Annotated in this window: 34 protein-coding genes; 27 read left to right on the top strand and 7 right to left on the bottom strand. The window is 67.0% G+C overall.

Annotation, left to right across the window (positions count from 1 at the left end; genetic code table 11):
* The first annotated feature begins 130 nt into the window (after positions 1-130).
* The 15 genes from tuf (at position 131) to ABL844_RS29510 (ending at position 9,826) form a co-directional block, all read left to right on the top strand.
* The gene (gene tuf / locus ABL844_RS29580) at positions 131-1,324 is read left to right on the top strand and encodes an elongation factor Tu (protein WP_093210122.1); all 1,194 of its coding nucleotides are present in this window, start codon (positions 131-133) and stop codon (positions 1,322-1,324) included.
* Between the two features lie 25 nt (positions 1,325-1,349).
* Positions 1,350-1,664: a 30S ribosomal protein S10 gene (gene rpsJ / locus ABL844_RS29575; RefSeq protein WP_007838118.1), complete on the top strand. Its 315-nt coding sequence runs from the start codon at positions 1,350-1,352 to the stop codon at positions 1,662-1,664.
* Positions 1,665-1,816: 152 nt separating this feature from the next.
* Positions 1,817-3,403, top strand: a complete 1,587-nt coding sequence (locus ABL844_RS29570; protein WP_184642144.1) for a hypothetical protein — start codon at positions 1,817-1,819, stop codon at positions 3,401-3,403.
* 21 nt (positions 3,404-3,424) lie between these two features.
* Positions 3,425-3,970, top strand: a complete 546-nt coding sequence (locus ABL844_RS29565) for a hypothetical protein (protein WP_418129853.1) — start codon at positions 3,425-3,427, stop codon at positions 3,968-3,970.
* 235 nt (positions 3,971-4,205) lie between these two features.
* Positions 4,206-4,886, top strand: a complete 681-nt coding sequence (rplC, locus tag ABL844_RS29560; protein WP_126025408.1) for a 50S ribosomal protein L3 — start codon at positions 4,206-4,208, stop codon at positions 4,884-4,886.
* Positions 4,886-5,506: a 50S ribosomal protein L4 gene (gene rplD / locus ABL844_RS29555; protein WP_019657681.1), complete on the top strand. Its 621-nt coding sequence runs from the start codon at positions 4,886-4,888 to the stop codon at positions 5,504-5,506. The genes rplC and rplD overlap by 1 nt, the downstream gene beginning before the upstream one ends.
* Positions 5,503-5,838: a 50S ribosomal protein L23 gene (gene rplW / locus ABL844_RS29550; RefSeq protein WP_126025407.1), complete on the top strand. Its 336-nt coding sequence runs from the start codon at positions 5,503-5,505 to the stop codon at positions 5,836-5,838. Before rplD ends, rplW begins: the two co-directional genes overlap by 4 nt.
* 2 nt (positions 5,839-5,840) lie before the next feature.
* Positions 5,841-6,665: a 50S ribosomal protein L2 gene (gene rplB, locus ABL844_RS29545; RefSeq protein ID WP_126025406.1), complete on the top strand. Its 825-nt coding sequence runs from the start codon at positions 5,841-5,843 to the stop codon at positions 6,663-6,665.
* Positions 6,666-6,675: 10 nt separating this feature from the next.
* Positions 6,676-6,954: a 30S ribosomal protein S19 gene (gene rpsS, locus ABL844_RS29540; RefSeq protein WP_007838132.1), complete on the top strand. Its 279-nt coding sequence runs from the start codon at positions 6,676-6,678 to the stop codon at positions 6,952-6,954.
* A 9-nt stretch (positions 6,955-6,963) separates the two neighbouring features.
* On the top strand, positions 6,964-7,296 hold the full coding sequence (gene rplV, locus ABL844_RS29535; RefSeq protein ID WP_019657678.1) for a 50S ribosomal protein L22: 333 nt from the start codon (positions 6,964-6,966) through the stop codon (positions 7,294-7,296).
* A gap of 13 nt (positions 7,297-7,309) precedes the next feature.
* The gene (rpsC, locus tag ABL844_RS29530) at positions 7,310-8,224 is read left to right on the top strand and encodes a 30S ribosomal protein S3 (protein WP_126025405.1); all 915 of its coding nucleotides are present in this window, start codon (positions 7,310-7,312) and stop codon (positions 8,222-8,224) included.
* A gap of 52 nt (positions 8,225-8,276) precedes the next feature.
* Entirely contained in the window at positions 8,277-8,693 is a 417-nt protein-coding gene (gene rplP / locus ABL844_RS29525) for a 50S ribosomal protein L16 (RefSeq protein ID WP_007838137.1), read from the top strand.
* A gap of 55 nt (positions 8,694-8,748) precedes the next feature.
* On the top strand, positions 8,749-8,958 hold the full coding sequence (gene rpmC, locus ABL844_RS29520; protein ID WP_026346743.1) for a 50S ribosomal protein L29: 210 nt from the start codon (positions 8,749-8,751) through the stop codon (positions 8,956-8,958).
* 9 nt (positions 8,959-8,967) lie between these two features.
* Positions 8,968-9,237, top strand: coding sequence for a 30S ribosomal protein S17 (gene rpsQ / locus ABL844_RS29515; protein WP_015867662.1), 270 nt, complete (start codon positions 8,968-8,970; stop codon positions 9,235-9,237).
* Positions 9,238-9,319: 82 nt separating this feature from the next.
* Entirely contained in the window at positions 9,320-9,826 is a 507-nt protein-coding gene (locus ABL844_RS29510) for a peroxiredoxin (RefSeq protein WP_126025404.1), read from the top strand.
* A 10-nt stretch (positions 9,827-9,836) separates the two neighbouring features.
* Here the strand turns inward: ABL844_RS29510 and ABL844_RS29505 are convergent, their stop codons facing one another.
* Complete coding sequence (locus ABL844_RS29505) at positions 9,837-10,424, bottom strand: GNAT family N-acetyltransferase (RefSeq protein WP_126025403.1); 588 nt, start codon at positions 10,422-10,424, stop codon at positions 9,837-9,839.
* Positions 10,421-11,131, bottom strand: coding sequence for a cytochrome b/b6 domain-containing protein (locus ABL844_RS29500; protein ID WP_418129852.1), 711 nt, complete (start codon positions 11,129-11,131; stop codon positions 10,421-10,423). The genes ABL844_RS29505 and ABL844_RS29500 overlap by 4 nt, the downstream gene beginning before the upstream one ends.
* A 162-nt stretch (positions 11,132-11,293) precedes the next feature.
* Between ABL844_RS29500 and ABL844_RS29495 the strand changes: the two genes are divergently transcribed.
* A complete protein-coding gene (locus tag ABL844_RS29495) occupies positions 11,294-11,740 on the top strand; it encodes a c-type cytochrome (RefSeq protein WP_418118218.1) in 447 nt (148 codons plus the stop codon).
* Positions 11,741-11,812: 72 nt separating this feature from the next.
* On the opposite strand, the gene ABL844_RS29490 is transcribed toward ABL844_RS29495, so the two are convergent.
* Positions 11,813-12,310: a TlpA disulfide reductase family protein gene (locus ABL844_RS29490; protein WP_126025400.1), complete on the bottom strand. Its 498-nt coding sequence runs from the start codon at positions 12,308-12,310 to the stop codon at positions 11,813-11,815.
* A 99-nt stretch (positions 12,311-12,409) separates the two neighbouring features.
* Here ABL844_RS29490 and ABL844_RS29485 point away from each other — a divergent pair, with 99 nt between their 5' ends.
* The 11 genes from ABL844_RS29485 (at position 12,410) to ABL844_RS29435 (ending at position 20,929) form a co-directional block, all read left to right on the top strand.
* Positions 12,410-12,961 (top strand): hypothetical protein, encoded by a 552-nt coding sequence (locus ABL844_RS29485; protein ID WP_418129851.1) that lies wholly within the window; start codon positions 12,410-12,412, stop codon positions 12,959-12,961.
* A gap of 148 nt (positions 12,962-13,109) precedes the next feature.
* Positions 13,110-13,565: a PTS sugar transporter subunit IIA gene (locus ABL844_RS29480; protein WP_126025398.1), complete on the top strand. Its 456-nt coding sequence runs from the start codon at positions 13,110-13,112 to the stop codon at positions 13,563-13,565.
* Complete coding sequence (locus tag ABL844_RS29475; protein WP_184642140.1) at positions 13,534-13,803, top strand: HPr family phosphocarrier protein; 270 nt, start codon at positions 13,534-13,536, stop codon at positions 13,801-13,803. The genes ABL844_RS29480 and ABL844_RS29475 overlap by 32 nt, the downstream gene beginning before the upstream one ends.
* 10 nt (positions 13,804-13,813) lie before the next feature.
* Positions 13,814-15,616: a phosphoenolpyruvate--protein phosphotransferase gene (gene ptsP, locus ABL844_RS29470; protein ID WP_418129850.1), complete on the top strand. Its 1,803-nt coding sequence runs from the start codon at positions 13,814-13,816 to the stop codon at positions 15,614-15,616.
* Positions 15,617-15,762: 146 nt separating this feature from the next.
* Entirely contained in the window at positions 15,763-16,137 is a 375-nt protein-coding gene (locus ABL844_RS29465) for a DUF4148 domain-containing protein (protein WP_369660558.1), read from the top strand.
* 134 nt (positions 16,138-16,271) lie between these two features.
* The gene (locus ABL844_RS29460) at positions 16,272-16,736 is read left to right on the top strand and encodes a Spy/CpxP family protein refolding chaperone (RefSeq protein ID WP_126025395.1); all 465 of its coding nucleotides are present in this window, start codon (positions 16,272-16,274) and stop codon (positions 16,734-16,736) included.
* Complete coding sequence (locus tag ABL844_RS29455; protein WP_418129849.1) at positions 16,729-17,229, top strand: DUF4260 domain-containing protein; 501 nt, start codon at positions 16,729-16,731, stop codon at positions 17,227-17,229. Before ABL844_RS29460 ends, ABL844_RS29455 begins: the two co-directional genes overlap by 8 nt.
* Positions 17,223-17,615, top strand: a complete 393-nt coding sequence (locus ABL844_RS29450) for a hypothetical protein (protein WP_126025393.1) — start codon at positions 17,223-17,225, stop codon at positions 17,613-17,615. Before ABL844_RS29455 ends, ABL844_RS29450 begins: the two co-directional genes overlap by 7 nt.
* Before the next feature lie 50 nt (positions 17,616-17,665).
* Positions 17,666-18,361 carry a response regulator transcription factor gene (locus tag ABL844_RS29445; RefSeq protein WP_418129848.1) on the top strand — a complete coding sequence of 232 codons (696 nt, stop codon included), beginning with the start codon at positions 17,666-17,668 and terminating at the stop codon, positions 18,359-18,361.
* A gap of 29 nt (positions 18,362-18,390) precedes the next feature.
* On the top strand, positions 18,391-19,773 hold the full coding sequence (locus ABL844_RS29440; protein WP_126025391.1) for a HAMP domain-containing sensor histidine kinase: 1,383 nt from the start codon (positions 18,391-18,393) through the stop codon (positions 19,771-19,773).
* A gap of 112 nt (positions 19,774-19,885) precedes the next feature.
* Entirely contained in the window at positions 19,886-20,929 is a 1,044-nt protein-coding gene (locus tag ABL844_RS29435; RefSeq protein WP_418129847.1) for an NADP-dependent oxidoreductase, read from the top strand.
* 33 nt (positions 20,930-20,962) lie between these two features.
* On the opposite strand, the gene ABL844_RS29430 is transcribed toward ABL844_RS29435, so the two are convergent.
* The 4 genes from ABL844_RS29430 to ABL844_RS29415 form a co-directional block, all read right to left on the bottom strand.
* Positions 20,963-21,280: a hypothetical protein gene (locus ABL844_RS29430; RefSeq protein WP_126025389.1), complete on the bottom strand. Its 318-nt coding sequence runs from the start codon at positions 21,278-21,280 to the stop codon at positions 20,963-20,965.
* Between the two features lie 107 nt (positions 21,281-21,387).
* Positions 21,388-22,230 (bottom strand): DMT family transporter, encoded by an 843-nt coding sequence (locus ABL844_RS29425; protein WP_418129846.1) that lies wholly within the window; start codon positions 22,228-22,230, stop codon positions 21,388-21,390.
* An 84-nt stretch (positions 22,231-22,314) separates the two neighbouring features.
* A complete protein-coding gene (locus ABL844_RS29420) occupies positions 22,315-23,022 on the bottom strand; it encodes an AraC family transcriptional regulator (RefSeq protein WP_418129845.1) in 708 nt (235 codons plus the stop codon).
* A 48-nt stretch (positions 23,023-23,070) separates the two neighbouring features.
* Positions 23,071-23,631: a hypothetical protein gene (locus ABL844_RS29415; RefSeq protein WP_418129844.1), complete on the bottom strand. Its 561-nt coding sequence runs from the start codon at positions 23,629-23,631 to the stop codon at positions 23,071-23,073.
* Positions 23,632-23,639 lie beyond the last annotated feature (8 nt).

Raw genomic sequence — 23,639 nt, 5'->3', positions numbered from 1 at the left:
CGTCGGGTCATGCAGTGCATGGCCCTTCTTGTCTGCGATCCGGTGCCGCCCTGTTCCCGTGCGGGGCGAATCAGCAACCGGATGCAGACATAAAACCAATACACGGGACTGCTCTTTCAAGGATTGAAAAATGGCAAAAGGTAAATTCACCCGCACCAAGCCGCACGTGAACGTGGGCACGATCGGTCACGTCGACCACGGCAAGACCACGCTGACGGCTGCGATCGCAACGGTGCTGTCGTCGAAGTTCGGCGGCGAAGCCAAGGCCTACGACCAGATCGACGCTGCGCCTGAAGAAAAGGCACGCGGCATCACGATCAACACCGCGCACGTCGAGTACGAAACGGCCAACCGCCACTACGCACACGTCGACTGCCCCGGCCACGCCGACTACGTGAAGAACATGATCACCGGCGCTGCCCAGATGGACGGCGCCATCCTGGTGTGCTCGGCCGCCGACGGCCCGATGCCCCAGACCCGTGAACACATCCTGCTGGCTCGCCAGGTGGGCGTGGGCTACATCATCGTGTTCCTGAACAAGTGCGACATGGTCGACGACAAGGAACTGCTCGAGCTGGTCGAGATGGAAGTCCGCGAACTCCTCGATAAGTACGAATTCCCCGGCGACGACACCCCCATCATCCACGGCTCGGCCAAGCTGGCCCTGGAAGGCGACAAGGGCGAGCTCGGCGAAGGCTCGATCATGAAGCTGGCCGAAGCCCTGGACACGTACATCCCGACGCCCGAGCGCGCCGTGGACGGCACGTTCCTGATGCCCGTGGAAGACGTGTTCTCGATCTCGGGTCGCGGCACGGTGGTGACCGGCGCCGTCGAGCGCGGCGTGATCAAGGTCGGTGAAGAAATCGAAATCGTGGGCATCCGCCCGACGGTCAAGACCACCTGCACCGGCGTGGAAATGTTCCGCAAGCTGCTGGACCAGGGTCAAGCCGGCGACAACGTGGGCGTGCTGCTGCGCGGCACGAAGCGCGAAGAAGTCGAGCGCGGCCAGGTGCTGTGCAAGCCCGGCTCGATCAAGCCGCACACGCACTTCACCGCCGAGGTGTACGTTCTGTCGAAGGACGAAGGCGGCCGTCACACGCCGTTCTTCAACAACTACCGTCCGCAGTTCTACTTCCGCACGACGGACGTGACCGGTGCGATCGAGCTGCCCAAGGACAAGGAAATGGTCATGCCCGGCGACAACGTCAGCATCACCGTGAAGCTGATCGCCCCGATCGCCATGGAAGAAGGCCTGCGCTTCGCCATCCGCGAAGGCGGCCGCACCGTGGGTTCGGGCGTCGTGGCGAAGATCCTCGACCTGTAATCAAGACGGGAGCAAAGGAATCACCATGGCTACCAAGCAAAAGATCCGCATCCGCCTGAAGGCATTCGACTACAAGCTGATCGACCAGTCGGCCGCTGAAATCGTGGACACCGCAAAGCGCACCGGCGCGATCGTCAAGGGCCCCGTGCCCCTGCCGACCCGCATGAAGCGCTTCGACATCCTGCGTTCGCCGCACGTCAACAAGACGTCGCGCGACCAGCTGGAAATCCGTACGCACCAGCGCCTGATGGACATCGTCGACCCGACCGACAAGACCGTGGACGCGCTGATGAAGCTCGACCTGCCGGCTGGCGTGGACGTCGAAATCAAGCTGCAGTAATCCATTCGGCTTCGCGCCGCAAGTGCTGCAAAACCCGCCTGCAGAAATGCAGGCGGGTTTTGTGCTTTATGTCTCACGAATGTGGCATCCTCCCGTGCCGACGCCCGCCAATTTCCGAGGTGTCGGGTAGCTGAAGCGAGGGCAGCACAACTATGGGACAACGCATCTCTTTTTCGTCGGGCCTGGTTGCCTGTGTCGCGGCAGCGCTTCTGACTGCTTGCGGTGGCGGAGGAGGAGGGGGCGGCGGTGGCATCCCCTTGCTCCCTTTGATCCCGACGACACCGGTTGCGCTGAGCGGTACGGCCACCTACGAGTCGGTGCCCAATCCCAGCGGCCGCCTCGTGTACGCCGACACCACGGTCAAACCGGTGCGCGGTGCTTTTGTCGAAGTGCTCGATGCCGCCAGCGGCAACCAGCTTGCCACGACGGCCACCGACGAGAACGGGGCCTATTCGGTGAATGTCCAGGGCAACACGAACGTCATCGTCCGTGTGCGGGCCCAGCTGACCCGTACCGGCGCGCTCCCGACCTGGGACGTCACCGTCCGGGACAACACGCAGTCGAGCGCGATCTATTCCATGCAGTCCTCGGTGTTCTCCACGGGCAGCGCTGCGCTCACCCGTGACCTGCGCGCCGCCAGCGGCTGGGGCGGCTCGAGCTACACCGGTCAGCGCGTGTCGGGGCCGTTCGCCATCATGGACACGGTCTATACCGCGATGCAGAAGGTGATGACGGCCGCTCCGGCGACGGCATTCCCATCGCTGAAGGTGTTCTGGAGCGTCAACAACACCAACTCCGGCGGCAGCATCGCGCTGGGGCAGATCGGCACCACCTTCTTCGTGGGCAGGAGCTCGGGCGCCGAGATCTACGTGCTCGGCAAGGAGAACGTGGATACCGACGAATTCGATGCGCCGGTGATTGCCCACGAATGGGGCCACTATTACCAGGCCTCCTTCAGCCGCGACGACTCGACTGGCGGCGCGCACTCCACGAGCGAGCGCGTCGATCGCCGGCTGGCCTTCTCCGAAGGGTGGGGCAACGGCTGGTCGGGAATTGCGCTGGGGCGCAGCAACTATGTCGATTCGGGCGGGCCCGGCCAGGCGCAGGGCGGCAATCTCGATCTGACGAGGGGGCCGACGACCAATCCGGGCTGGTTCCGCGAATCCTCGATCCAGTCGATCTTCTGGAACCTGAACCAGCAGGTCGGGTTCAAGCCGATCCACGACACGATGACGAGCGCGCTGTTCAGGGGCGGCGCGCCGGTTACCTCGATTCACCCGTTCACTGCTGCTTTCAACGTGGTGGCGTCGGGCAATGCTCCGGCTTTGGCGACGCTGCTGGCGGGCCAGAGCATCAACGCCGCCTCCAACGATGCCTACGGCACGCAGGAAACCAACGGTGGCGGGTCGCCGACCGTGAACTACGTGTTGCCGATGTACAACCAGGCGACGGTCGGTGCGAGCACCTCGGCTTGCGTGACGAACGCAGAAGATCCCCAGCGCGACGGAAACAAGCTCGGCAGCTTCTCCTACCTGCGCTTCACGGCACCCGCGAGCCGCAGCTACCAGTTCGCGATCACCCCGCCTGCGGGCGCCAGCCCCAATTTCGTGATCTACAGGGGCGGGGTGGTGAGCCGGAACACCAATTCGGTCAACCTGTCGGCCGGCGACCATGTTCTGGTCGTCAATGATGTCAACAACTCCGGCGCAAACACCTGCTTCGGCGTGCTGATCCAATAAGCAGCAGCGAGGAAGTCCACCATGAACCTCCGTTCCAGTCCGATGATTGCCACCGCCGCTGCACTTCTGGCGCTCGCTGCCGCCTCGGCGTGCGCAGACGGTGCCCCCGGGCAGCGCGCGGCCAGTCAGGCCGCCGCTTCCCGCAATGCAGCACCCATGACGGCTGCGGCTCGCAAGCCCAATGATTCCGGCGTGGCGATCCAGTACAGGGTCGAGGGCGCGGCGCAGGTCGGGCGCTCGGTCGCCGTCGTTCTCCAGTTCGATGGCGTGAGCGATCCTGCCGGCGCTACCGCACGTTTGACGACCGATGCGGGCCTTTCCCTGGCAACAAGCAGCAGCCTTGCCTTGCCGGCAGGCCAGAGTACTACGGCCACCGCGCGTGTCACCGTCGACCGGGAAGGCCTTGCCTACCTGAACGTCTTCGTCACGCAGAACGGTGCCATGAGCATCGTCGCCATCCCCATCCAGACCGGGGCCGCAGCGCCCGCCATGAAGGCTGCGGGCGAGATGAAATCGTCGGTGGAGGGCGAGAAGATCATCTCGATGCCGGCCAAAGAGCCGAAATAGGCTCGAAAACGCCCCGAAAACAGGCCTCCGAGGCCTGAAAGCGCCGCAATGGCGGCACTTGCACCAGGCCCGCAGCGCGGGCTATAATCGCTGGCTCTGCCCTTGTTGCGCCCGCATGGGCGCTATGCGAGCAGAGATTTATCAACCTTCTTCCGCAGTTCGGGGAAGCCCGACAAACGCTGTCGCCAATTGAAGTGGCAGCGGCGAAGGAAGCTTCCATTTTTGGAGAAAACAAATGAGTCTGAGCAACTCCCTCGGGTTGCTGGGCCGCAAGGTGGGGATGATGCGTCTCTTCACCGATGACGGGGACGCAGTTCCCGTCACGGTGGTGGATGTGTCCAACAACCGCGTGACCCAGATCAAGTCCCAAGAGAACGATGGCTACGTCGCCCTGCAGGTGACGTTCGGTTCGCGCAAGGCATCGCGCGTGACGAAGCCCGAAGCCGGCCACCTCGCCAAGGCGGGTGTCGAAGCCGGTGAGATCATCCAGGAATTCCGCGTTACCGCCGATACCGCTGGTCAGCACAAGGCTGGCGGCGTGATCCCGGTGGCAAGCGTCTTCTCCGTGGGCCAGAAGGTGGACGTGCAGGGCACGTCCATCGGCAAGGGCTACGCTGGCACGATCAAGCGTCATAACATGAGCTCGCAGCGCGCGTCGCACGGTAACAGCCGTTCGCACAACGTGCCCGGCTCGATCGGTATGGCGCAAGACCCCGGTCGCGTGTTTCCCGGCAAGCGCATGACGGGCCACCTCGGCGACGTCACCCGCACCACGCAAAACCTCGACGTCTTCCGTATCGACGAAGCACGTCAACTGCTGCTCATCAAGGGCGCGATTCCGGGTGCCAAGGGTGGCTTCGTCACCGTGCGTCCCGCCATCAAGGCCAAGCCGCAGGCTGCCCAAGGAGCGAAGTAATGGAACTCGAACTCCTGAACGAACAAGGCCAGGCCGCGTCGAAGTACGACGCCCCCGAGACCGTGTTCGGCCGTGACTACAACGAAGACCTGGTCCACCAGATCGTCGTTGCTTTCCAGGCCAACGCACGCCAAGGCACTCGCGCCCAGAAGGACCGCGAGCAGGTCAAGCACTCGACCAAGAAGCCTTTCAAGCAAAAGGGAACGGGCCGCGCCCGTGCCGGTATGACTTCCTCGCCGCTGTGGCGCGGGGGCGGCCGGATCTTCCCGAACATGCCTGACGAAAACTTCTCGCAGAAGATCAACAAGAAGATGTACCGCGCCGGCATGGCGTCCATCTTCTCGCAGCTCGCTCGCGAAGGCCGTCTGGCCGTGGTCGACTCGATCAAGGTCGACTCGCCCAAGACCAAGCCGCTGGCAGCCCGTTTCAAGGCGATGAATCTCGAGTCCGTGCTCGTGATCGCCGAAGAAGTCGACGAAAACCTGTACCTTGCCTCGCGCAATCTGGTCAACGTTCTCGTGGTCGAACCCCGTTACGCCGACCCGGTGTCGCTGGTTCACTACAAGAAGGTGCTGGTCACCAAGGGTGCCGTCGACAAGCTCAAGGAGATGTTCGCATGAGCCGCGTGAACCCCACCGCCGCTGAACGTACGTTCGACGAAGGCCGACTGATGTCGGTGCTGGTCGCCCCGATCGTGTCCGAAAAGGCCACGATGGTCGGCGAGAAGTCGAACGCTGTCACTTTCAAGGTGTTGCAAGACGCCACCAAGCCCGAAATCAAGGCCGCCGTCGAACTGATGTTCAAGGTCGAAGTCAAGGGCGTGTCGGTGCTCAACACCAAGGGCAAGACCAAGCGCTTCGGCAAGTCCGTCGGCCGCCGCGACAACGTTCGCAAGGCCTATGTGACCCTGAAGGCCGGTCAAGAGCTCAACCTCGTCGGGGAAGGCGCTTAATCATGGCCGTCATCAAGATGAAACCCACTTCGCCGGGCCAACGCGGCGCGGTGAAGATCTCGCGTGACCACCTGTTCAAGGGTGCTCCTCACGCCCCCCTGCTGGAACCCCAGTTCCAGAAGGCCGGCCGCAACAACAACGGCCACATCACGATCCGTCATCGTGGCGGCGGTGCCAAGCACCACTACCGCGTCGTCGACTTCGTGCGCAACAAGGACGGCATCCCGGCCAAGGTCGAACGCATCGAATACGACCCGAACCGTACCGCCCACATCGCTCTGGTCTGCTACGCCGATGGCGAGCGCCGCTACATCATCGCCCCGCGCGGTCTGGAAGCCGGTGCAACGCTGCTGTCGGGCGCCGAAGCCCCGATCCGCGCCGGCAACACCCTGCCGATCCGCAACATTCCGGTGGGTTCGACGATCCACTGCATCGAACTGCAGCCCGGCAAGGGCGCGCAGATCGCCCGCTCGGCCGGTACCTCGGCCACGCTGCTGGCCCGTGAAGGCGTCTACGCCCAGGTCCGCATGCGTTCGGGCGAAGTCCGCCGCATTCACATCGAGTGCCGCGCGACCATCGGTGAAGTGGCGAACGAAGAGCACAGCCTGCGCCAGCTCGGCAAGGCCGGTGTGAAGCGTCACATGGGTATCCGCCCGACCGTCCGCGGCGTGGTGATGAACCCGATCGACCACCCGCACGGTGGTGGTGAAGGCCGTACCGGCGAAGGCCGTCATCCGGTCGACCCGTGGGGCAATCTGACCAAGGGTTATCGGACCCGCAACAACAAGCGCACGCAGGTATTCATCGTGTCGCGTCGCAAGAAGTAAGGGATAGCCAATGACTCGCTCTCTCAAGAAGGGTCCGTTCGTCGACCACCACCTCGTGGCCAAGGCCGACAAGGCCGTGACGACCAAGGACAAGAAGCCGATCAAGACCTGGTCGCGCCGCTCGATGGTTCTGCCCGAGTTCATCGGCCTGACCATCGCCGTGCACAACGGCAAGCAACACGTGCCTGTGTACATCACCGACCAGATGGTCGGCCACAAGCTCGGCGAATTTGCGCTCACCCGCACGTTCAAGGGGCACCCCGCGGACAAGAAAGTCCAGAAGAAGTAAGGAACGACCATGTCTGAAACACGTGCAGTCCTCCGCGGTGTCCGCCTGTCGGTCGACAAGGGCCGTCTGGTCGCTGACCTCATCCGCGGCAAGAAGGTCGATCAAGCGCTCAACATCCTGCAATTCACGCAGAAGAAGGCCGCTGTGATCGTGAAGAAGGTGCTCGAGTCGGCCATCGCCAACGCCGAGCACAACGACGGTGCCGACATCGACGAACTGAAGGTCAAGACCATCTACGTCGAGCAAGGCGCCACGCTCAAGCGCTTCACGGCGCGCGCCAAGGGTCGCGGCAATCGCATCAGCAAGCCCACGTGCCATGTGTACGTGACGGTTGGCAACTAAGCCTGGAAGAAATATGGGACAGAAAATCCACCCAACCGGCTTCCGCCTGGCGGTTACCCGTAATTGGTCCAGCCGCTGGTACGCAAGCGACCGCGATTTCGCGGGCATGCTGGCCGAAGACATCAAGGTTCGCGAGTACCTGAAGAAGAAGCTGAAGAACGCTTCGGTCTCGCGCGTCATGATCGAGCGTCCCGCCAAGAACGCACGCATCACGATCTTCTCGGCTCGTCCGGGCGTCGTGATCGGCAAGAAGGGCGAAGACATCGAAAACCTCAAGCGCGAACTGGGCAAGCAGCTCGGCGTGCCGGTTGCGGTCAACATCGAAGAAGTGCGCAAGCCCGAAATCGATGCGCAGCTGATCGCCGACAGCATCACGCAGCAGCTCGAGAAGCGGATCATGTTCCGCCGCGCCATGAAGCGCGCCATGCAGAACGCCATGCGTCTGGGTGCCCTGGGCATCAAGATCATGTCGGCTGGCCGTCTGAACGGCATCGAAATCGCTCGTACCGAGTGGTATCGCGAAGGCCGCGTGCCGCTGCACACCCTGCGCGCCGACATCGACTACGGCACCTCCGAAGCCAAGACGACCTACGGCGTCATCGGCGTGAAGGTGTGGGTCTACAAGGGCGACACGCTGGGTCGCAACGACCTGCCCGCCGTCGAGACGCCGCGTCCTGAAGAAGAACGTCGCCCGCGTGGTCCCCGCCGCGATGGCCGCCCCGGTGGCGACCGTCCGGGCAGCGACCGCCGTGGCCCCGGCCCGCGCGCCGGTGCCCGCGGCCCGATCGGTGGCAACACCGCTCCGGCCGATGGCAGCGACAAGCCCGCAGAAGCAACCGGCGGTGCCGGTGCAGACTCGAAACCCGCCGTTAAGCGCGTCCGCAAAGCCGCGCCCGCTGCAGCAGCGGACGGTGCCAAGGCCGAGTAATCGGTCGCTCCCGGGCGCGCAAGCGCCTGGGGCCCTCACGGAGTAACAAAACATGCTGCAACCTGCACGCAGAAAGTTCCGCAAGGAACAAAAGGGCCGCAACACCGGCATCGCAACCACGGGTAACTCGGTTGCGTTCGGTGACTTCGGTCTCAAATGCACCGACCGCGGCCGCCTGACGGCGCGCCAGATCGAAGCCGCTCGCCGCGCGATTTCGCGTCACGTGAAGCGCGGTGGCCGTATCTGGATCCGCGTGTTCCCCGACAAGCCGATCTCGACCAAGCCCGCAGAAGTGCGGATGGGTAACGGCAAGGGCAACCCCGAGTACTACGTCGCCGAAATCCAGCCCGGCAAGATCGTGTTCGAGATCGTCGGCGTGCCCGAAGAGCTCGCCCGCGAAGCGTTCCGCCTGGCTGCCGCCAAGCTGCCGCTGCGCACGACGTTCGTCGCTCGCCAGCTCGGCGCCTGAGAGGAGAACATCCATGGCAACACGTAAGAAGAAGGAAACCGCGGCTCCGGCCAAGGTGACGAAGGCCGCAACCCTGCGCACGAAGGACGTCGCAGGCCTGCAAGCCGAAATCAAGGATCTGCAGAAGGCCCACTTCGGCCTGCGCATGCAGAAGGCCACGCAACAGCTGTCGAACACCTCGACGCTGCGCGTGACCCGCCGCGACATCGCGCGCGCCAAGACCATTCTTGCCCAGAAGCAGCAAGAAGCCCAAGCCGCCAAGTAAGGAGTGAACATGACGGAAGCTAAAAAATCCCTCAAGCGCACCTTGATCGGCAAGGTGGTCAGCGACAAGCGCGCGAAGACCGTGACGGTGCTGGTCGAGCGTCGTGTGAAGCACGAGCTCTACGGCAAGATCGTGGCCAAGACGAGCAAGTACCACGCCCACGACGAAAAGGGCGAGTACAAGCTGGGCGACACCATCGAGATCACGGAAAGCCGTCCGATCTCGAAGACCAAGAACTGGGTCGTGACCCGTCTGGTCGAGAAGGCCGTCCTGGTCTGATCAATCATTGGAGCCCCCAGGGGCATCCGATCCGGAAACGGCCCACAATGTGGGCCGTTTTTCTTTTTCAGGAGCACATTCAATGATCAAAGTCGGCGACACCCTTCCCTCGGCCACCCTGCAGGAATACTCCGAAGTCGAGGGCGAAGGCTGCAGCATCGGCCCGAACCCCGTGGACGTGGCCAAGGCGACGGCTGGCAAGACCATCGCGCTGTTCGCGCTGCCCGGCGCCTTCACCCCCACCTGTTCGGCCAAGCACGTGCCGGGCTATGTTCAGCACTTCGACGACTTCAAGGCCGCCGGCGTGGACGAGATCTGGTGCGTCAGCGTGAACGACGCCTTCGTGATGGGCGCCTGGGCGCGCGACCAGAAGACCGGCGCCAAGGTTCGCATGCTGGCCGACGGCAGCGCCGACTTCGCGAAGGCCACCGGCCTCACGCTCGACCTGACCGGGCGCGGCATGGGCCTGCGCAGCAACCGCTACTCGATGCTGGTGAAGGACGGCAAGGTCGCGACGCTGAACGTCGAGGCACCGGGCAAGTTCGAAGTGAGCGACGCCGGCACGCTGCTGGCCCAGGCCCGCGGCTGAGGCCGGCGGGTCAGAGATCTACTTTCAAGTAGTGAGCCCCGGCGACGGGGTTGTGATAGTAGGGCGGTACCTCCACGAAACCCAGGTCTTCGTAGAGCGCCCGGGCCGATTCCATGTCGTCGAGGGTGTCCAGCAGCACGCAGCCGTAACCCGCGCTGCGTGCGGCATCGAGGATCGCCTCGGCCAGCTGGCGGCCCAGCCCGAGGCCGCGGAAGCCGGGGCGCACGTACAGGCGCTTCATTTCCGCCGCGTTCGCGTAGTCCGCGTTGTCCAGCGGACGCAGCGCGCAGCACCCCGCCACATGGGCCAGCGTGCCGTCGGCGCGCTGCAGCGTCGGAGCCCGCCGTCCGGCGTCTTCCTTGACGTTCGCGGGATCGACCAGCGCAAGCAGCAGCGTGCCGCGCGGCTCGGCGTATTCGCCGGGCAATTGCGCCAGTTCGCCGTCGAAATCTTGGAAATCCAGGTCGATGCCCAGCGAAGCCGCGTAGTCACGGAAGATCGTGCGTGTCGCCTCGATCTCGTGGGCCTCTTCGGGGGTGAGCAGCACCACCGCCGGCATGGCCGACAGCGGCAGGGGGCGTGAAACAGAGAAGCTCATACGCGCAACGAGGAAATCCACCAGGCCACGCCCGCGCATAGCGCGAACAGCCCCAGCGCCAGCCAGCGCGAGGCCGCATCGTCGCGGCTGGGCGCCACTTGGCGGCTTTCGGAAGGGACCAGCTTGTCGCCCGACACCATCGGCCGCACCAGGCGGTGCCGCTTGATGAGCACGTAGAACAGCACGGCCAGCACATGCAGGCTCGCAAGGGCGATCACGATCCACTTGCCCTGCGACTTGTGCCAGCCGGTGGCCATGCCAACGATCTCGCCGGAGACGAAGCGGGTGAGCGGCCCCGAGGCCGAGATCTCGTCGTCCGCCATCAGCCCGGTCGCGACCTGCAGCACCAGGATGGCCAGCACCGCGAACACCGACAGCGCGCCCAGCGGCGTGTGCCCGATCAGGTGGTCCGGATGCGCCCGGCCGCTCAGGTAGGCCGCCAGCGAGCCCGGCCCGTAGACGAAAGCCCCGAAGCGCGACCAGCGTCCGCCCATGAAGCCCCAGAGCAGCCTGAAAAGCAGCAGCGCCAGGACCGTGTAGCCGATGCGGAAGTGCCACTCCATGGCCCCGTTCAGGCCGGTGCCGATCATGCCGACGACGGCGATGGCCAGCGCCCAGTGGAAAAGGCGCGTCGGCAGGTCCCAGACCCGGGTGAGGGCGCCGGGGCCGGGGGCCGCGCGAAAGGCGGCCACGGAGGTGTCGGTCATCGAGGAAGGCGCTGGGGGGCGCGGTGCTGCGGAAGGCGCAGATTAGCAAAGTCCGGGCCCCAGGCCGCTTCGGGTTGTTGCTATGAGGCCGGTACGGCCCGCCCCTACACTCGCCCGCAGCGCCGCGCACGATGGCGTTTTTTCCCCACACGAGGATCACCCATGAAACGATTCGCCTCCCTGGCCGTCGCAGCCGCCTGCGCGGCCATGTCCCTTCCCGCGGCCGCCCAGTTCGCCAAGCCCGAAGACGCCATCAAGTACCGCCAGAGCTCGCTGTTCGTGATGAGCCAGCACTTCGGCCGCCTCGGCGCCATGGCCAACGGCCGCGCGCCTTACGACGCAGCCGCCGCCGCGGCCAATGCCGAAGTGGTCGCCGACATGGCGAAGCTGCCCTGGGCAGGCTTCTCCGCCGGTGCCGAGGGCGGCAAGGCCAAGCCCGACATCTGGAAGGAAGACGCCAAGTTCAAGGAACGCCAGCAGAAGCTGGTCGAGGAAACCGGCAAGCTGGTGACCGCCGCCAAGGCCGGCAATCTCGATGCCCTCAAGGCCCAGTTCGGCCCGACCGCCGCGAGCTGCAAGGCCTGCCACGACAGCTTCCGCGCGCAGTAAGCAGCGGATCGCGACAGGACAAAAGCAAAAGGCGCCCTTTCGGGGCGCCTTTTCGTTGGGGCTGGCGAGAGATCAGGCTTCGGCCAGGAGTTTTTCGATGAGCTTGTGCAGCTCGGCGAAGTCCGGCTCGCCCACATAGCGCTTCACGATCTCGCCGCGCTTGTTGACCAGATAGGTGGTCGGCGTGAGCTTCACGTCGCCCCAGGCCTGCGCCACGCTGCCGGTGTTGTCGATCGCCACCTTGAACGGCAACTTGCGTGTCTGGGCGAAATTGACGACGTAGCTCGGCGGGTCGTAGCTCATGGCCACCGCCAGCGTGTCGTAGCCCTGGGCCTTGTACTTGTCGTAGGTGGCGATGACCTTGGGCATCTCGCCCACGCAGGTCACGCAGCTGGTGGCCCAGAAGTTGACCAGGGTGACCTTGCCCTTCAGGTCCGCCGTGCTCTTCTGCGAGCCGTCCAGCAGCACGAAGGTGGAGGCGGGAGCGGCAGTGGCGCCCGAGCCGAGGTACACGCCCACGCCGGTGGCCAATGCGACGACGACAGCTGCTGCGGCGAGGTATTTCTTCATGGCTTGGTGCAAGAGAAGGGCGGCGCGATTTTAGTTCCGCGTGCCCGATCGTGCTGGCGACATCCCGACCGGCGTGCACGGTTCGATAATCGCTGCCCCATGCCGTCGCCGTCCCCCGCCATTCCCCGCTCCAGGCTCGCAGTGCTGGCCGCGGCAGCCCTGCTCGCAGCCTGCAGCCCCGCCTTCAACTGGCGCGAGGTGCCGATCGCCGGGGCCGGCCTGGTCGCGATGCTGCCCTGCAAGGCCGACCGTGCGACCCGCGCGCTGCCGCTGGGCACCGAATCGGTGCAGGTCGACATGACGGGCTGCGAAGCCGGCGGCGCGACATTCGCCATCGCGCATGCCTCCGCGAACGGCCCAGAGCAGGCCGAAGCCTGGCTGCGCGCCTGGCACACCGCCACGCGCGGGCAACTTGGCGAGGCGCAGGTGACGGAATCCGCCGCCAGCGTGCTGCGCGCAACGGCAGTACCTGCGCCGCTGCGCCTGGAAACACAGCCGCCGCAAAAAGGTACGGCCACGCCCCTGCAGGTGCTCTGGTTCGCCCAGTCGCAGAAAGACGGTTCGGTGGCGCTCTACCAGGCCACGGTGCTCGGCCAGCCTTCCTCGGCCGAGGCGTTGAAGACCTTCTTCGAGGGCCTCAGGCTTCCATGAGCGGCGGGCTCGCCCGCTATGGTTCCGATAGCTGCCATGGTCAGACCGTCCGCACGGTCCTGTCCGTTTTCCGGGGCTGCCGCGTTATGTCGCATATCTACTTCCCCTGGGCGCCCCCGCATAATCGACGCGTCGTCCTCCCTTTTGCATGAACAGCATCCTCATCATCGCCCACGCTCCGTTCGCCCATGCGATGCGGCAGTGCGCGCTGCATGTGTTTCCCGACTGCGAACAGGCCATCGCCGCGCTCGACGTGCTGCCCAACGTGTCGCCCGAAGAAACGCTGGCGGCCGCGCGCATCACCCTTGCGCAGCAGCTGCACGCGCCGCGCTCGCAGGTGCTGGTGCTGGCCGACGTGTTCGGCGCCACGCCCTGCAACGTGGCGCAGAAGCTGGTGGACGGCGTCCGGTCGCGGCTGGTGGCGGGGGTCAATCTTCCGATGCTGCTGCGTGCCGTCACCTACCGGCACGAACCCCTGGAGACGCTGGTGCAGCGCGCCCTCGCGGGCGGCACCGCGGGCGTGATGCAGGTGGCGGTGGCGGCTCCCCAGAACCAGGCGAAAAGAAAGCACAGTGATCAAGAAATCCGTGACCATCAGCAATAAGCTGGGCCTGCATGCACGCGCATCGGCCAAGCTGACCAAGCTCGCAGGCAGCTTTCCCTGCGAGGTGTGGCTCTCCCGCGGCGACCGCCGCATCAACGCGAAGAGCATCATGGGCGTGATGATGCTGGCTGCCGGCCTGGGCTCCACTGTCGAGCTCGAGACCAACGGGCCGCAGGAAGACGAAGCGATGAACGCCATCGTCCAGTTGATGGACGACAAGTTCGGCGAAGGCGAATAAGGACCGTCCCATGACCTTCGCAGTCCACGGCCTCCCCGTTGCCCGTGGCATTGCCATCGGGCGCGCCGTGCTGGTGGTGTCGAGCCGCATCGACGTCGCCCACTACTTCATCAAGCCCGAAGAGATCGAGACCGAGATCGACCGCGTGCGCACTGCGCGCAACGCGGTGGCCGACGAGCTTGCCAAGTTGCAGGCCAACGTCGCGCAGATGGGGCCGAACGACGCGCCGCACGAGCTCGCGGCGCTGCTCGAGGTGCACCAGATGCTGCTGCAGGACGAGGCCCTGAGCGGCGGCGTCAAGCACTGGATCAGCGAGCGGCTCTACAACGCCGAGTGGGCGCTGACCACGCAGCTCGAGATCATCGCGCGCCAGTTCGACGAGATGGAGGACCCGTACCTGCGCGAGCGCAAGGCCGACCTCGAGCAGGTGGTCGAGCGGCTGCTGCACCGCATGAAGGGCACGGCCGCCGTGCTGGCGCCGAGCCCGCCGCGCCGCAAGCGCGCCGCTTCGTCGGACGACGACAACGACGACCCCACCGCGGGCGACGGCATCGACGTGCCGCTGGTGCTGATCGCGCACGACCTCTCGCCGGCCGACATGCTGCAGTTCAAGAAGAGCGTGTTCGCCGGCTTCGTCACCGACGTGGGCGGGCGCACCTCGCACACCGCCATCGTGGCGCGCAGCATGGACATCCCGGCCGTGGTCGGCGCGCGCACCGCGAGCCAGCTGGTGCGGCAGGACGACTGGGTCATCATCGACGGCGACGCCGGCGTGGTGATCGTCGACCCGTCGCCGATCATCCTGGCCGAGTACGGCTTCAAGCAGCGCCAGGGCGACCTCGAACGCGGCCGGCTCGCGCGGCTGCGCCACAAGCCCGCCGTCACGCTCGACGGCCAGCGCGTGGAGCTGCTCGCCAACATCGAGATGCCGGAGGACACCGTGGGTGCGGTCAAGGCCGGCGCGGTGGGCGTGGGCCTCTTCCGCAGCGAATTCCTCTTCATGGGCCGCGACACGGGCTCGCCCCAGACCCGGCTGCCCGATGAGGAGGAGCAGTACCAGGCCTACAGGCGCGCGGTCGAGGGCATGCAGGGCATGCCGGTCACCATCCGCACCATCGACGTGGGCGCCGACAAGCCGCTGGACAGCAAGTCGGCCAACAAGCAGGAGCACCTGAACCCGGCGCTGGGCCTGCGCGCCATCCGCTGGAGCCTGGCCGATCCGGCGATGTTCCTCACGCAGCTGCGCGCCATCCTGCGCGCGGCGGCGCATGGCGAGATCCATCTGCTCATCCCGATGCTCGCGCACGCGAGCGAAATCAGGCAGACGCTCTCGCTGATCGACTTCGCGCGCGCCGAACTCGACAACCGCGGCGCGGTGTACGGCCACGTGAAGCTCGGCGCCATGATCGAGATCCCGGCGGCCGCGCTCACGCTGCGCATCTTCCTGAAGCACTTCGACTTCCTGTCGATCGGCACCAACGACCTGATCCAGTACACGCTGGCGATCGACCGCGCCGACGAATCGGTGGCGCACCTCTACGACCCGGCGCATCCGGCCGTGCTGCGCCTGGTGGCCGACACCATCGCCGAGTGCCGCCGACAAGGCAAGGGCGTGGCCGTGTGCGGCGAAATGGCGGGCGACGTGGCCTTCACGCGCCTGCTGCTGGGCCTGGGCCTGCGCAGCTTCTCGATGCATCCCTCGCGCATCCTCGCGGTCAAGCAGGAGGTGCTGCGCGCCGACACCGGCAAGCTCGAGGCATGGGCAAAGAGCGTGCTCGACTCGGACGATCCTGCCGCCGCGATGGCTGGCTGACCGGCTGACGCCACGAGCGTACTTTTCACTCACCCCGCGGGTGAGTGAAAAGAAACGAAACACGCCGAAACTGCGGCGAAAGGACTTGCGGGGGGCCCGCAAGCACGATCAGGCCTTCTCTTCAACCACTGAAAGAAAGGCCTGAAATGAACTCCATCTCCTTTACCCAGATCGTCGCCGTCGCATCCTTCGCCATGCTCGCCGCAGCCGGCGCGAAGGCCGAGAGCTACGAGGGCGTGCAGCCCGCCGTGTCGGCCAAGAGCCGTGCCGAAGTCAACGCCGAAGCCATGCGCACCGCATCGGCGCCCGACCAGAACGTGGTGCGCGGCTCGCGCGGTGCCGAGACCATGGCCGTCTCGACCGAACGCGGGCGCATCGTCGCAGAAGCCGTGCGCGCTGCCGCCGCGCCTGACCAGAACGTGTCGGCGAGTTCGCGCGTGAACAGCCAGGTCATCTCGACCATGCCCAACCCCGTCGACGCACGCGCCTCGGCTGCCAACGCCAAGAGCAGCCGCCTCTAAGCAGGCCGGCTTGTCGCCACGCCTGTCGCCATAAAACGAAACACGCCGCAACCGCAGCGAGAGGACTTGGCCCGGTGCAATCCGCACCATGGAGCTTCCTCCTCAACACAACACCAGGAACACAAGGAATCGCCATGAAACACTGGATCAAACGCACTCTCTTTGGCTTCGCCGGCGCCGCCATGGTCGCGGGGAGCATCGCCGGCTGCAGCAGCTACCGTCACGGCTGGGGCGGCGACAGCGCCGAGTTCCGCACGAAGATGGTCGAGCGCGTGGGCAGCAAGCTCGAACTCGACGCGAGCCAGAAGCAGAAGCTCACTGTGCTGGCCGAGAAGCTGCAGGCGCAGCGTGAAGCCATGCGCGGCGCGGGCGGCTCTGGCGATCCGCGCTCGCAGTTCAAGGCGCTGTTCGCGGGCAACAAGCTCGACCAGGCCGGTGCCGCTCGCCTGATTGACGAGAAGACCACGGCCGTGCGCAACGGCAGCCCCGAGATCATCGCCGCCGCAGCGGACTTCTTCGACAGCCTGAACGCCGCGCAGCAGCAGAAGGTGCGCGATTTCATGGAACGAGGCGGCCGCCGCTGGAGCCACCGTGGCTGAACCGGGCTCACCCCCAGGCTTCGCGCACTTCGTGTCGCTGCGCCACCCCCCTCTCCGGGGGCGACACCAGTGGCCCGGCGAAGCCGGTTCCACGGTGTCTCCCGAGGGGGCCGTATCGGCGACCGGTGGCGTGCGCACGCTGCTGCGCCTCGAAGGCGCCGTGGTGCTCGGCGTGGCGCTCGCCGCCTACGCGCAGTTCGGCGCAGGCTGGGGCGTGTTCGCGCTCTGGCTGCTCGCGCCCGATCTCTCGCTTCTGGGCTACCTCGCGGGCCCGCGCACGGGTGCGGCGCTCTACAACGCGGCGCACTCGTACGTCGGCCCGGTGCTGCTGCTGGCGCTCGGCGTGCTTGCGGGCATGCCGTGGGCGGTGGCCGGCAGCCTGATCTGGCTGGCCCACATCGGCATGGACCACGCGCTGGGCTACGGGCTCAAGTACGCGAGCGGCTTCGCCGCCACGCACCTGGGCCGCATCGGCAAGGCCGACCCATGGTGAGCGGCGATCCCACGGCTTCGCATGCCGTGCACGCGCCAGCCGCGCGCGCATGGATGCTGACGGAGGCGCTCACGCTGGGCATCGCGTCGATGGTGCATGCCGGGTTCATCGTGCCCGGCTACGCGCACCCGGCGGCACGCACCGCCGAGGCAGTGATCGCCACGGTGCTGGTGCTGGCCTCGGTCGAGACCTGGCTGCGCCCGCACCATGCGCGCCGCGCGGCCATCTTCGGTCAGGGCTTCGCGCTGCTGGGCACGTTGGTCGGCCTCGGCACCATCATCGCGGGCATCGGCCCGCGCACGGTGCCCGACGTGGTCTACCACGCGCTGCTGCTTTCCATCCTCGTGACGGGCCTGACCTGGGCGGTGCGATGCCGGCGGGTCTGATGGTCAGCGAGGTCATTCGCCACTTTCTCGTCCGGAGGCACAATCCCGCCATGCCGCGCATCCTGCTGATCGACGACGACGAGCATCTCGCCGCGCCGCTGACCACCTACTTCGCACGCTTCGGCTGCACGCTCGAAAGCGCCGTGCGCCCGAGCGAGGGGCTGGCCAGGCTGCGCGCGGGCTCCTACGACGCGGCCATCCTCGACGTGATGCTGCCCGAGATGGACGGCTTCGCGCTGTGCCGCGAGATCCGCAAGGAAAGCGACATTCCCATCGTGATGCTCACCGCCCGCGGCGAAGTGATGGACCGCGTGGTCGGGCTGGAGCTCGGCGCCGACGACTACGTGCCCAAGCCCTTCGAGCCGCGCGAACTGGTGGCGCGCGTGCAGACCATCCTGCGCCGCCAGCGCAGCACGCCGCAGGCGTCAGCCAGCGGCACGCAGTACCGCGTGTTCGACGGCCTGTCGATCGACCTCGACCGGCGCCAGGTGCTGCGCCACGGCGAGCGCGTGGAGCTCACCGGCACCGAGTTCGAGCTGCTCGCGCTGCTGGCGGCCGAGCCGGGCAAGGTGTTCAGCCGAGACGACATCCTCAACCGCCTGCGCGGGCACGAGGCCGAGCTCTACACGCGCGCGGTCGACATCGTCGTGAGCCGCCTGCGCAAGAAGCTCGAGCCGCTGGATTGCATCAAGACGCTGCGCAACGCGGGCTACGCGCTGGCCGTCGCCCGCAGCGAACCTGCATGAACTTCGGCCGAAGCAGGGAGTCCCGCAGGATGCGGTGGCGCGGCGAGGAATGCCGCGACGAGATGACGCGCGGCGACTGGCACGCCAAGTGGCACGCGCGCTGGAACGAGAAGGTGCAGGGCAAGCGCCGCTGGCGCCGTTCGCTGCGCGTGCGGCTGGTGCTGATGTTCGTGCTGCTCGCGCTGGTGATGGCGGCCGTCTTCATGGGCGGCATGAAGAAATCGTTCTCCACCGGCTGGGCCGAGGCCGCCAAGCCGATGCTGACCGATTACGCCGACCGCCTGGTCGCCGAGATCGGCACGCCGCCCGACGTGGCGCGCGCGCAGGCGCTGGTGGCGCGGCTGCCGATCACCATCCGCATCGTGGGCCCCAAGGTCAACTGGGACTCCAACCCCGGCGGCGCCAGCAGCCCCGGCGGCTGGATGCACGACCGCGAAGACGTCTTCGGCGGCGACAAGTGGTTCATCCGCCCCACGGCCGACGGCCACCGCGTGATCTTCGGCTGGTCGCCCAAGCTCTGGCAGCTGGCGCCGCGTGTCATCGGCTGGGCCACGCTGGGCCTGCTGCTGTCCTGCGTGCTGCTGGGCTACGCCTACGTGAGCCGTCTGCTGCGCCCGCTGATCGACATCCGCGAGGGCGCGCAGCGCTTCGGCCGCGGCGAGTTCACGCAGCCCATTCCGATCCGCCGCAACGACGACCTCGGCGACTTGGCAGAGCGCATCAACACCATGGCCGAGGACATCCAGGCCATGCTCGACGCCAAGCGCGGGCTGCTGCTGGCGCTGAGTCACGAGCTGCGCTCGCCGCTCACGCGCGCGCGCCTGAACGCCGAACTGCTGCCGACCACGCCCGAGGGGCAGGCCGAGCGCGACGCGCTGCTGCGCGACCTGAACGAGATGCGCGACCTCATCAGCGACCTGCTCGAAAGCGAGCGCCTCGCCAGCCCGCACGTGGCGCTGCAGCGCGAACCGGTCGACCTGGCGGCGCTGATCCGCGAGATCGTGGCCGAGATGCCCGGAGCGGAGCATGTGCATCTCGACCTGGCCGAGGGCCTGCCGCCGCACGCGGTGGACCGCATGCGCATCCGGCTGCTGGTGCGCAACCTGCTGGACAACGCGCTGCGCTACAGCGCCGACGCGCCCCGGCCGCCCTGCGTGTCGCTGCGCGCGGTGCTCGACGGCAGCAGCCAGGGCGCCGAGATCGAGGTGCGCGACCACGGCCCCGGCGTGGACGACGAGCAGCTCGAGCGCCTGACAGAGCCCTTCTACCGCACCGACGGCGCCCGGGCGCGCGCCACCGGCGGCGTGGGCCTGGGCATGTACCTGTGCCGGCTGATCGCCGAGGCGCACGGCGGCAAGCTCACGGTGCGCAACGCGCAGCCGGGGTTGCGGATCGTCGTCAGGCTGGCCTAGACGAGGGGCGAAAGGCGCGCTGTCGCCTGCGCTACCTGCCCGCCCCGGGGGCGCCGCTACGATGCGCCTGCGCGCCAGCGCCCCCTCATTCAAGGTCAAGGAGACAGACGCCATGAGCACCCCACTCACCAACCATCAGGTCCGCCTCGCCAAGCGCCCCGAGGGCACGGCCACCCGCGAGAACTGGAAATTCACCACCGAGCCCGTCGGCGAACCGGCCGAGGGCGGCGTGCTCGTCAAGACGCTGTCGTTGTCGCTGGACCCCGCCATGCGCGGCTGGCTCAACGACGCCAAGAGCTACATCCCGCCCGTGGGCATCGACGAAGTGATGCGCGCCGGCGGCGTCGGCCGCGTCATCGCCTCGAAGAACCCGCAGTTCGCCGTGGGCGACACCGTCTACGGCACGCTGGGCGTGCAGGAATACATCCTCATCCCCGAAGACCAGATCAAGCGCAACGGCCTGGTGAAGATCGACCTGCGCGTGGGCACCATCACCCAGTGGCTCAACGTGCTGGGCATGCCCGGCATGACCGGCTACTTCGGCCTGATGGACGTGGGCATGCCCAAGCCAGGCGAGACGGTGGTGGTTTCCGGCGCGGCCGGCGCCGTCGGCCAGACGGTGGGCCAGCTGGCCAAGATCAAGGGCTGCCGCGTGGTCGGCATCGCCGGCGGCCAGGCCAAGTGCGACTGGGTGGTGAGGGAGCTCGGCTTCGACGCCTGCATCGACTACAAGGCCGGCGCCGCCGCGGTGCGCGAGGGCCTGAAGACGCACTGCCCGAAGGGCGTGGACATCTACTTCGACAACGTCGGCGGCGAGATCCTCGACATGGTGCTGGCGCGGCTCGCGCGCAAGGCCCGCATCATCATCTGTGGCGCCATCAGCCAGTACAACAACGCCAACAGCATGCCCTCGGCTGGCCCGAAGAACTACCTGAGCCTGCTGGTGAATCGTGCCCGCATGGAAGGCATCGTGGTATTCGACTACGCCGACAGGTACCACATCGCCATCGCCGAGATGGCCGGTTACCTGAAAGATGGGCGCATGAAGAGCAAGGAAGACGTCGTGAAGGGCCTCGATACCTTCCCCGAGTCGCTCAACAAGCTCTTCGCGGGCGAGAACTTCGGCAAGCTGGTGCTGCAGGTCGCCGAAGACTAGGCGCGGGGCGGGCTGCCGGAGGGACGCCGCGGCTCAGCCCAGGTCGGGACGCATCGGGATGTCGCCCAGCGCGTCGTCCTCGCGCAGGCCGCGCGCGGCCTTCAGCAACTCGATCGACAGGCCGTCGCCATGGCCCGCGAAGCCCCGGGCGATGCCCTCGAGCACCGTCGACAGGCCGGCTTCGCCGTCGCTGCGCGCATCCATGCTGATGTTGAGCACCCGGGCCGCCATCTGGCGGTAGGTGACGGCGCCCGCGCCCTCCAGCGCGGCCACCAGGTCGAGGTACAGCGCCAGGTTCAGGTCGAACACCAGCTTTGGCGTGATCTCGAAATCCCTGTTCTTGTCGTCCATGTGGGTTGGCTCCTTTTTCCTGAGCCTCCACTCTAGCCAGAAAAGATGAAGGCGCGCCGTCGGATACAGCCTGATTCAGCACGCAGGCATCACCATGATCACCGCGATCAGCGTGCGCGCGTGCCCATGATCGCCGCCGAGATGATCAGCCAGGCCGCCAGCGCGATGGTCCAGGTCAGCGGCCGGCCCGTCACCAGCAGCAGCAGCGCCGTCGAGCCCAGCGGCGTGATGTAGCTCAGGATGCCGATCTGTCGCGCGTCGCCGCGCTTGAGCGCCATGTCCCACACGAAGAAGGCCGCGCCCAGCGGGCCGAGGCCGCACAGCGCGAGCAGCAGCCAGTCACGGGCCGTCAGCGACACCGAGGGCTCCAGCACCGCATGGCAGGCCAGCGCGAGCGCCCCCGAAACCAGCCCGAAGAGGCCGATCGCCGAGGTCGGGAAGGCCGGCACGCGCTTCGTCCACAGCGAATAGCTCGCCCAGACGAAGGCCGAGGCCAGCGCCGGCACGAAGCCCCAGTACCCCGCGGCGGAAGCGGCGCCGCCCCCGCCCGCGCCCAGGATCGCCGCTGCCGCGCCGCCAAAACCCAGCAGCCCCGCCACCAGGTGCAGCGGCCGCAGCGACACGCCCGGCAGCAGCACCGGCGCCAGCACCACCATCAGCAGCGGCCAGAGGTAGTTGACCAGGTTGGCCTCGACCGGCGGCGCGTAGCGCAGCGCGATGAACAGCAGGAAGTGATAGCCGAAGAGCCCGTAGATGCCCAGCGCCAGCGTGCGCGGCGGCACTTTCCAGGCGGCGCGGTCGCGCAGCACCAGCGGCCAGCTCGGCACGCTGCCGATGATGAGCGCGAGGCCCGTGAGCAGAAAAGGCGGCAGGTGCGACAGGGCTGTGCCCAGCGAGGCGAGCGTGGTCCACAGGGCGATGGCGATCAGTGCGTAGGCGGTCGATGGCATGGATGGCGAGGCTACGCGATGCGGTCGTCGCGCAATGACGGTCCGTCGTCGAGAAACGACGGTCTTTCGATCAGGAAAAGGGACTCAGCGCCGCAAGGCGGCCGTAAGGGCGGAAGGCGAGCGGTAGCCCGTGCGCCGCGCTGTCTCCGCCACGCTCATGCCGCCCAGCCTCAGCTCGCGCGCATGCGCCAACCGCAGCGAGCGCAGCCATTGCATCGCGCCCATGCCCTGCTCGTCGCGGCAGCGCTGCGCGAACTGGCTGGGGCTCAGGCAGGCGACCTGCGCCAGGTCGGCCACGCTCAAGGGCTCGTGCCAGCGGGCACGGGCCCAGTCGGCGAGCAAGGACCAGTCGATGCGGCGGCGCGACGCCGACGACGATGCCGGTGCGGGGCTCCAGGCCTCCAGGAGCAGCGCCGGCCCGTGCTGCAAGGCCAGGGCCGAGGCTCGCGGCTGCTTCATGCATTGCGCCAGGTAACGCGCCAACGCGTGCAGTTGCGCCGAATCGGGCGGCGCGCGTTCGGCGCAGCGGGCCCATGCCGGCTGCGTGGTGTCGAGCACCAGGCACACCGCTCCATGCCTGCGCGCGCTGAAATCGTGCCGGTCGCCCGGTGCGACCACCTGCGCTTCGCCTGCGGCGATGCCCGCGCCCCGGCCTTCCACCTCGATATCGAGCACGCCGTCGAGGCCGATCAGCACCTGGAAATGGTTGTGCGCATGGCTGCCGTGCGAGTGGCCGTAGTCGCGCAGGGCGAGTTCATGGCGAGGCGGCAGGGATGAACCGAAAACAGGCATGGGCAGTCGAGGATTGTCCGCGCAGCTCCCGCAATGCCACAAGCGGCATCAGCTTCCGTCGGCGTCCCGCAGCGCCCGAGCGTTGACCCGCACGGCCTCGACCACACGCCCCTGGCCTGTCGCCAGCGGCTGCGTGCGGCCCTCGGCCCGCACCCTGTCTCCGACCTTCAGCGCCAGCTTCGCATGGCCGTCGGGCTTCATGTGGATGAAGTCGCCGGTGTCCAGCACCACGCCGTTGGCCTCTCCGTGGCGCGCGTAGTTGAAGCGCACCACGGTGCCTTCGATGCGTTCTTCGGCCCGCGCATGCCGGGGCGGTTCGCCGTCGACCGAGGCCAGCCGCTCGAAGCGGTAAACCGTGTGTTCGCTCTCCGCCTTGGGCGAGGGGCCCGCTTCGATGCCCTCGATCACCAGCGCCTGGCCCACCTTCAGGCCCTCGAAGGCGCGCGCGGCGTCTTCGTCGTGGCGGTCGAACACGAACTGCGTGGGCACGCCGTCGGTGTCGATCAGCACGCCCTCGATGCTGCCCCTGGGGCTGTAGATCAGTTGCTGGAAGCGGCCTTCGACGGACCAGACGTCGAGGGTGCCGTGGGATTCATGATGACTTGGCATGGAATGTC

The organism is Variovorax sp. 278MFTsu5.1, assembly GCF_048305045.1.
GTDB classification, from domain to species: Bacteria; Pseudomonadota; Gammaproteobacteria; order Burkholderiales; family Burkholderiaceae_C; genus Variovorax; species Variovorax guangxiensis.
Note: the sequence above shows the minus strand (reverse complement) of the source record. Positions and strands in the feature narration are given on the sequence as shown.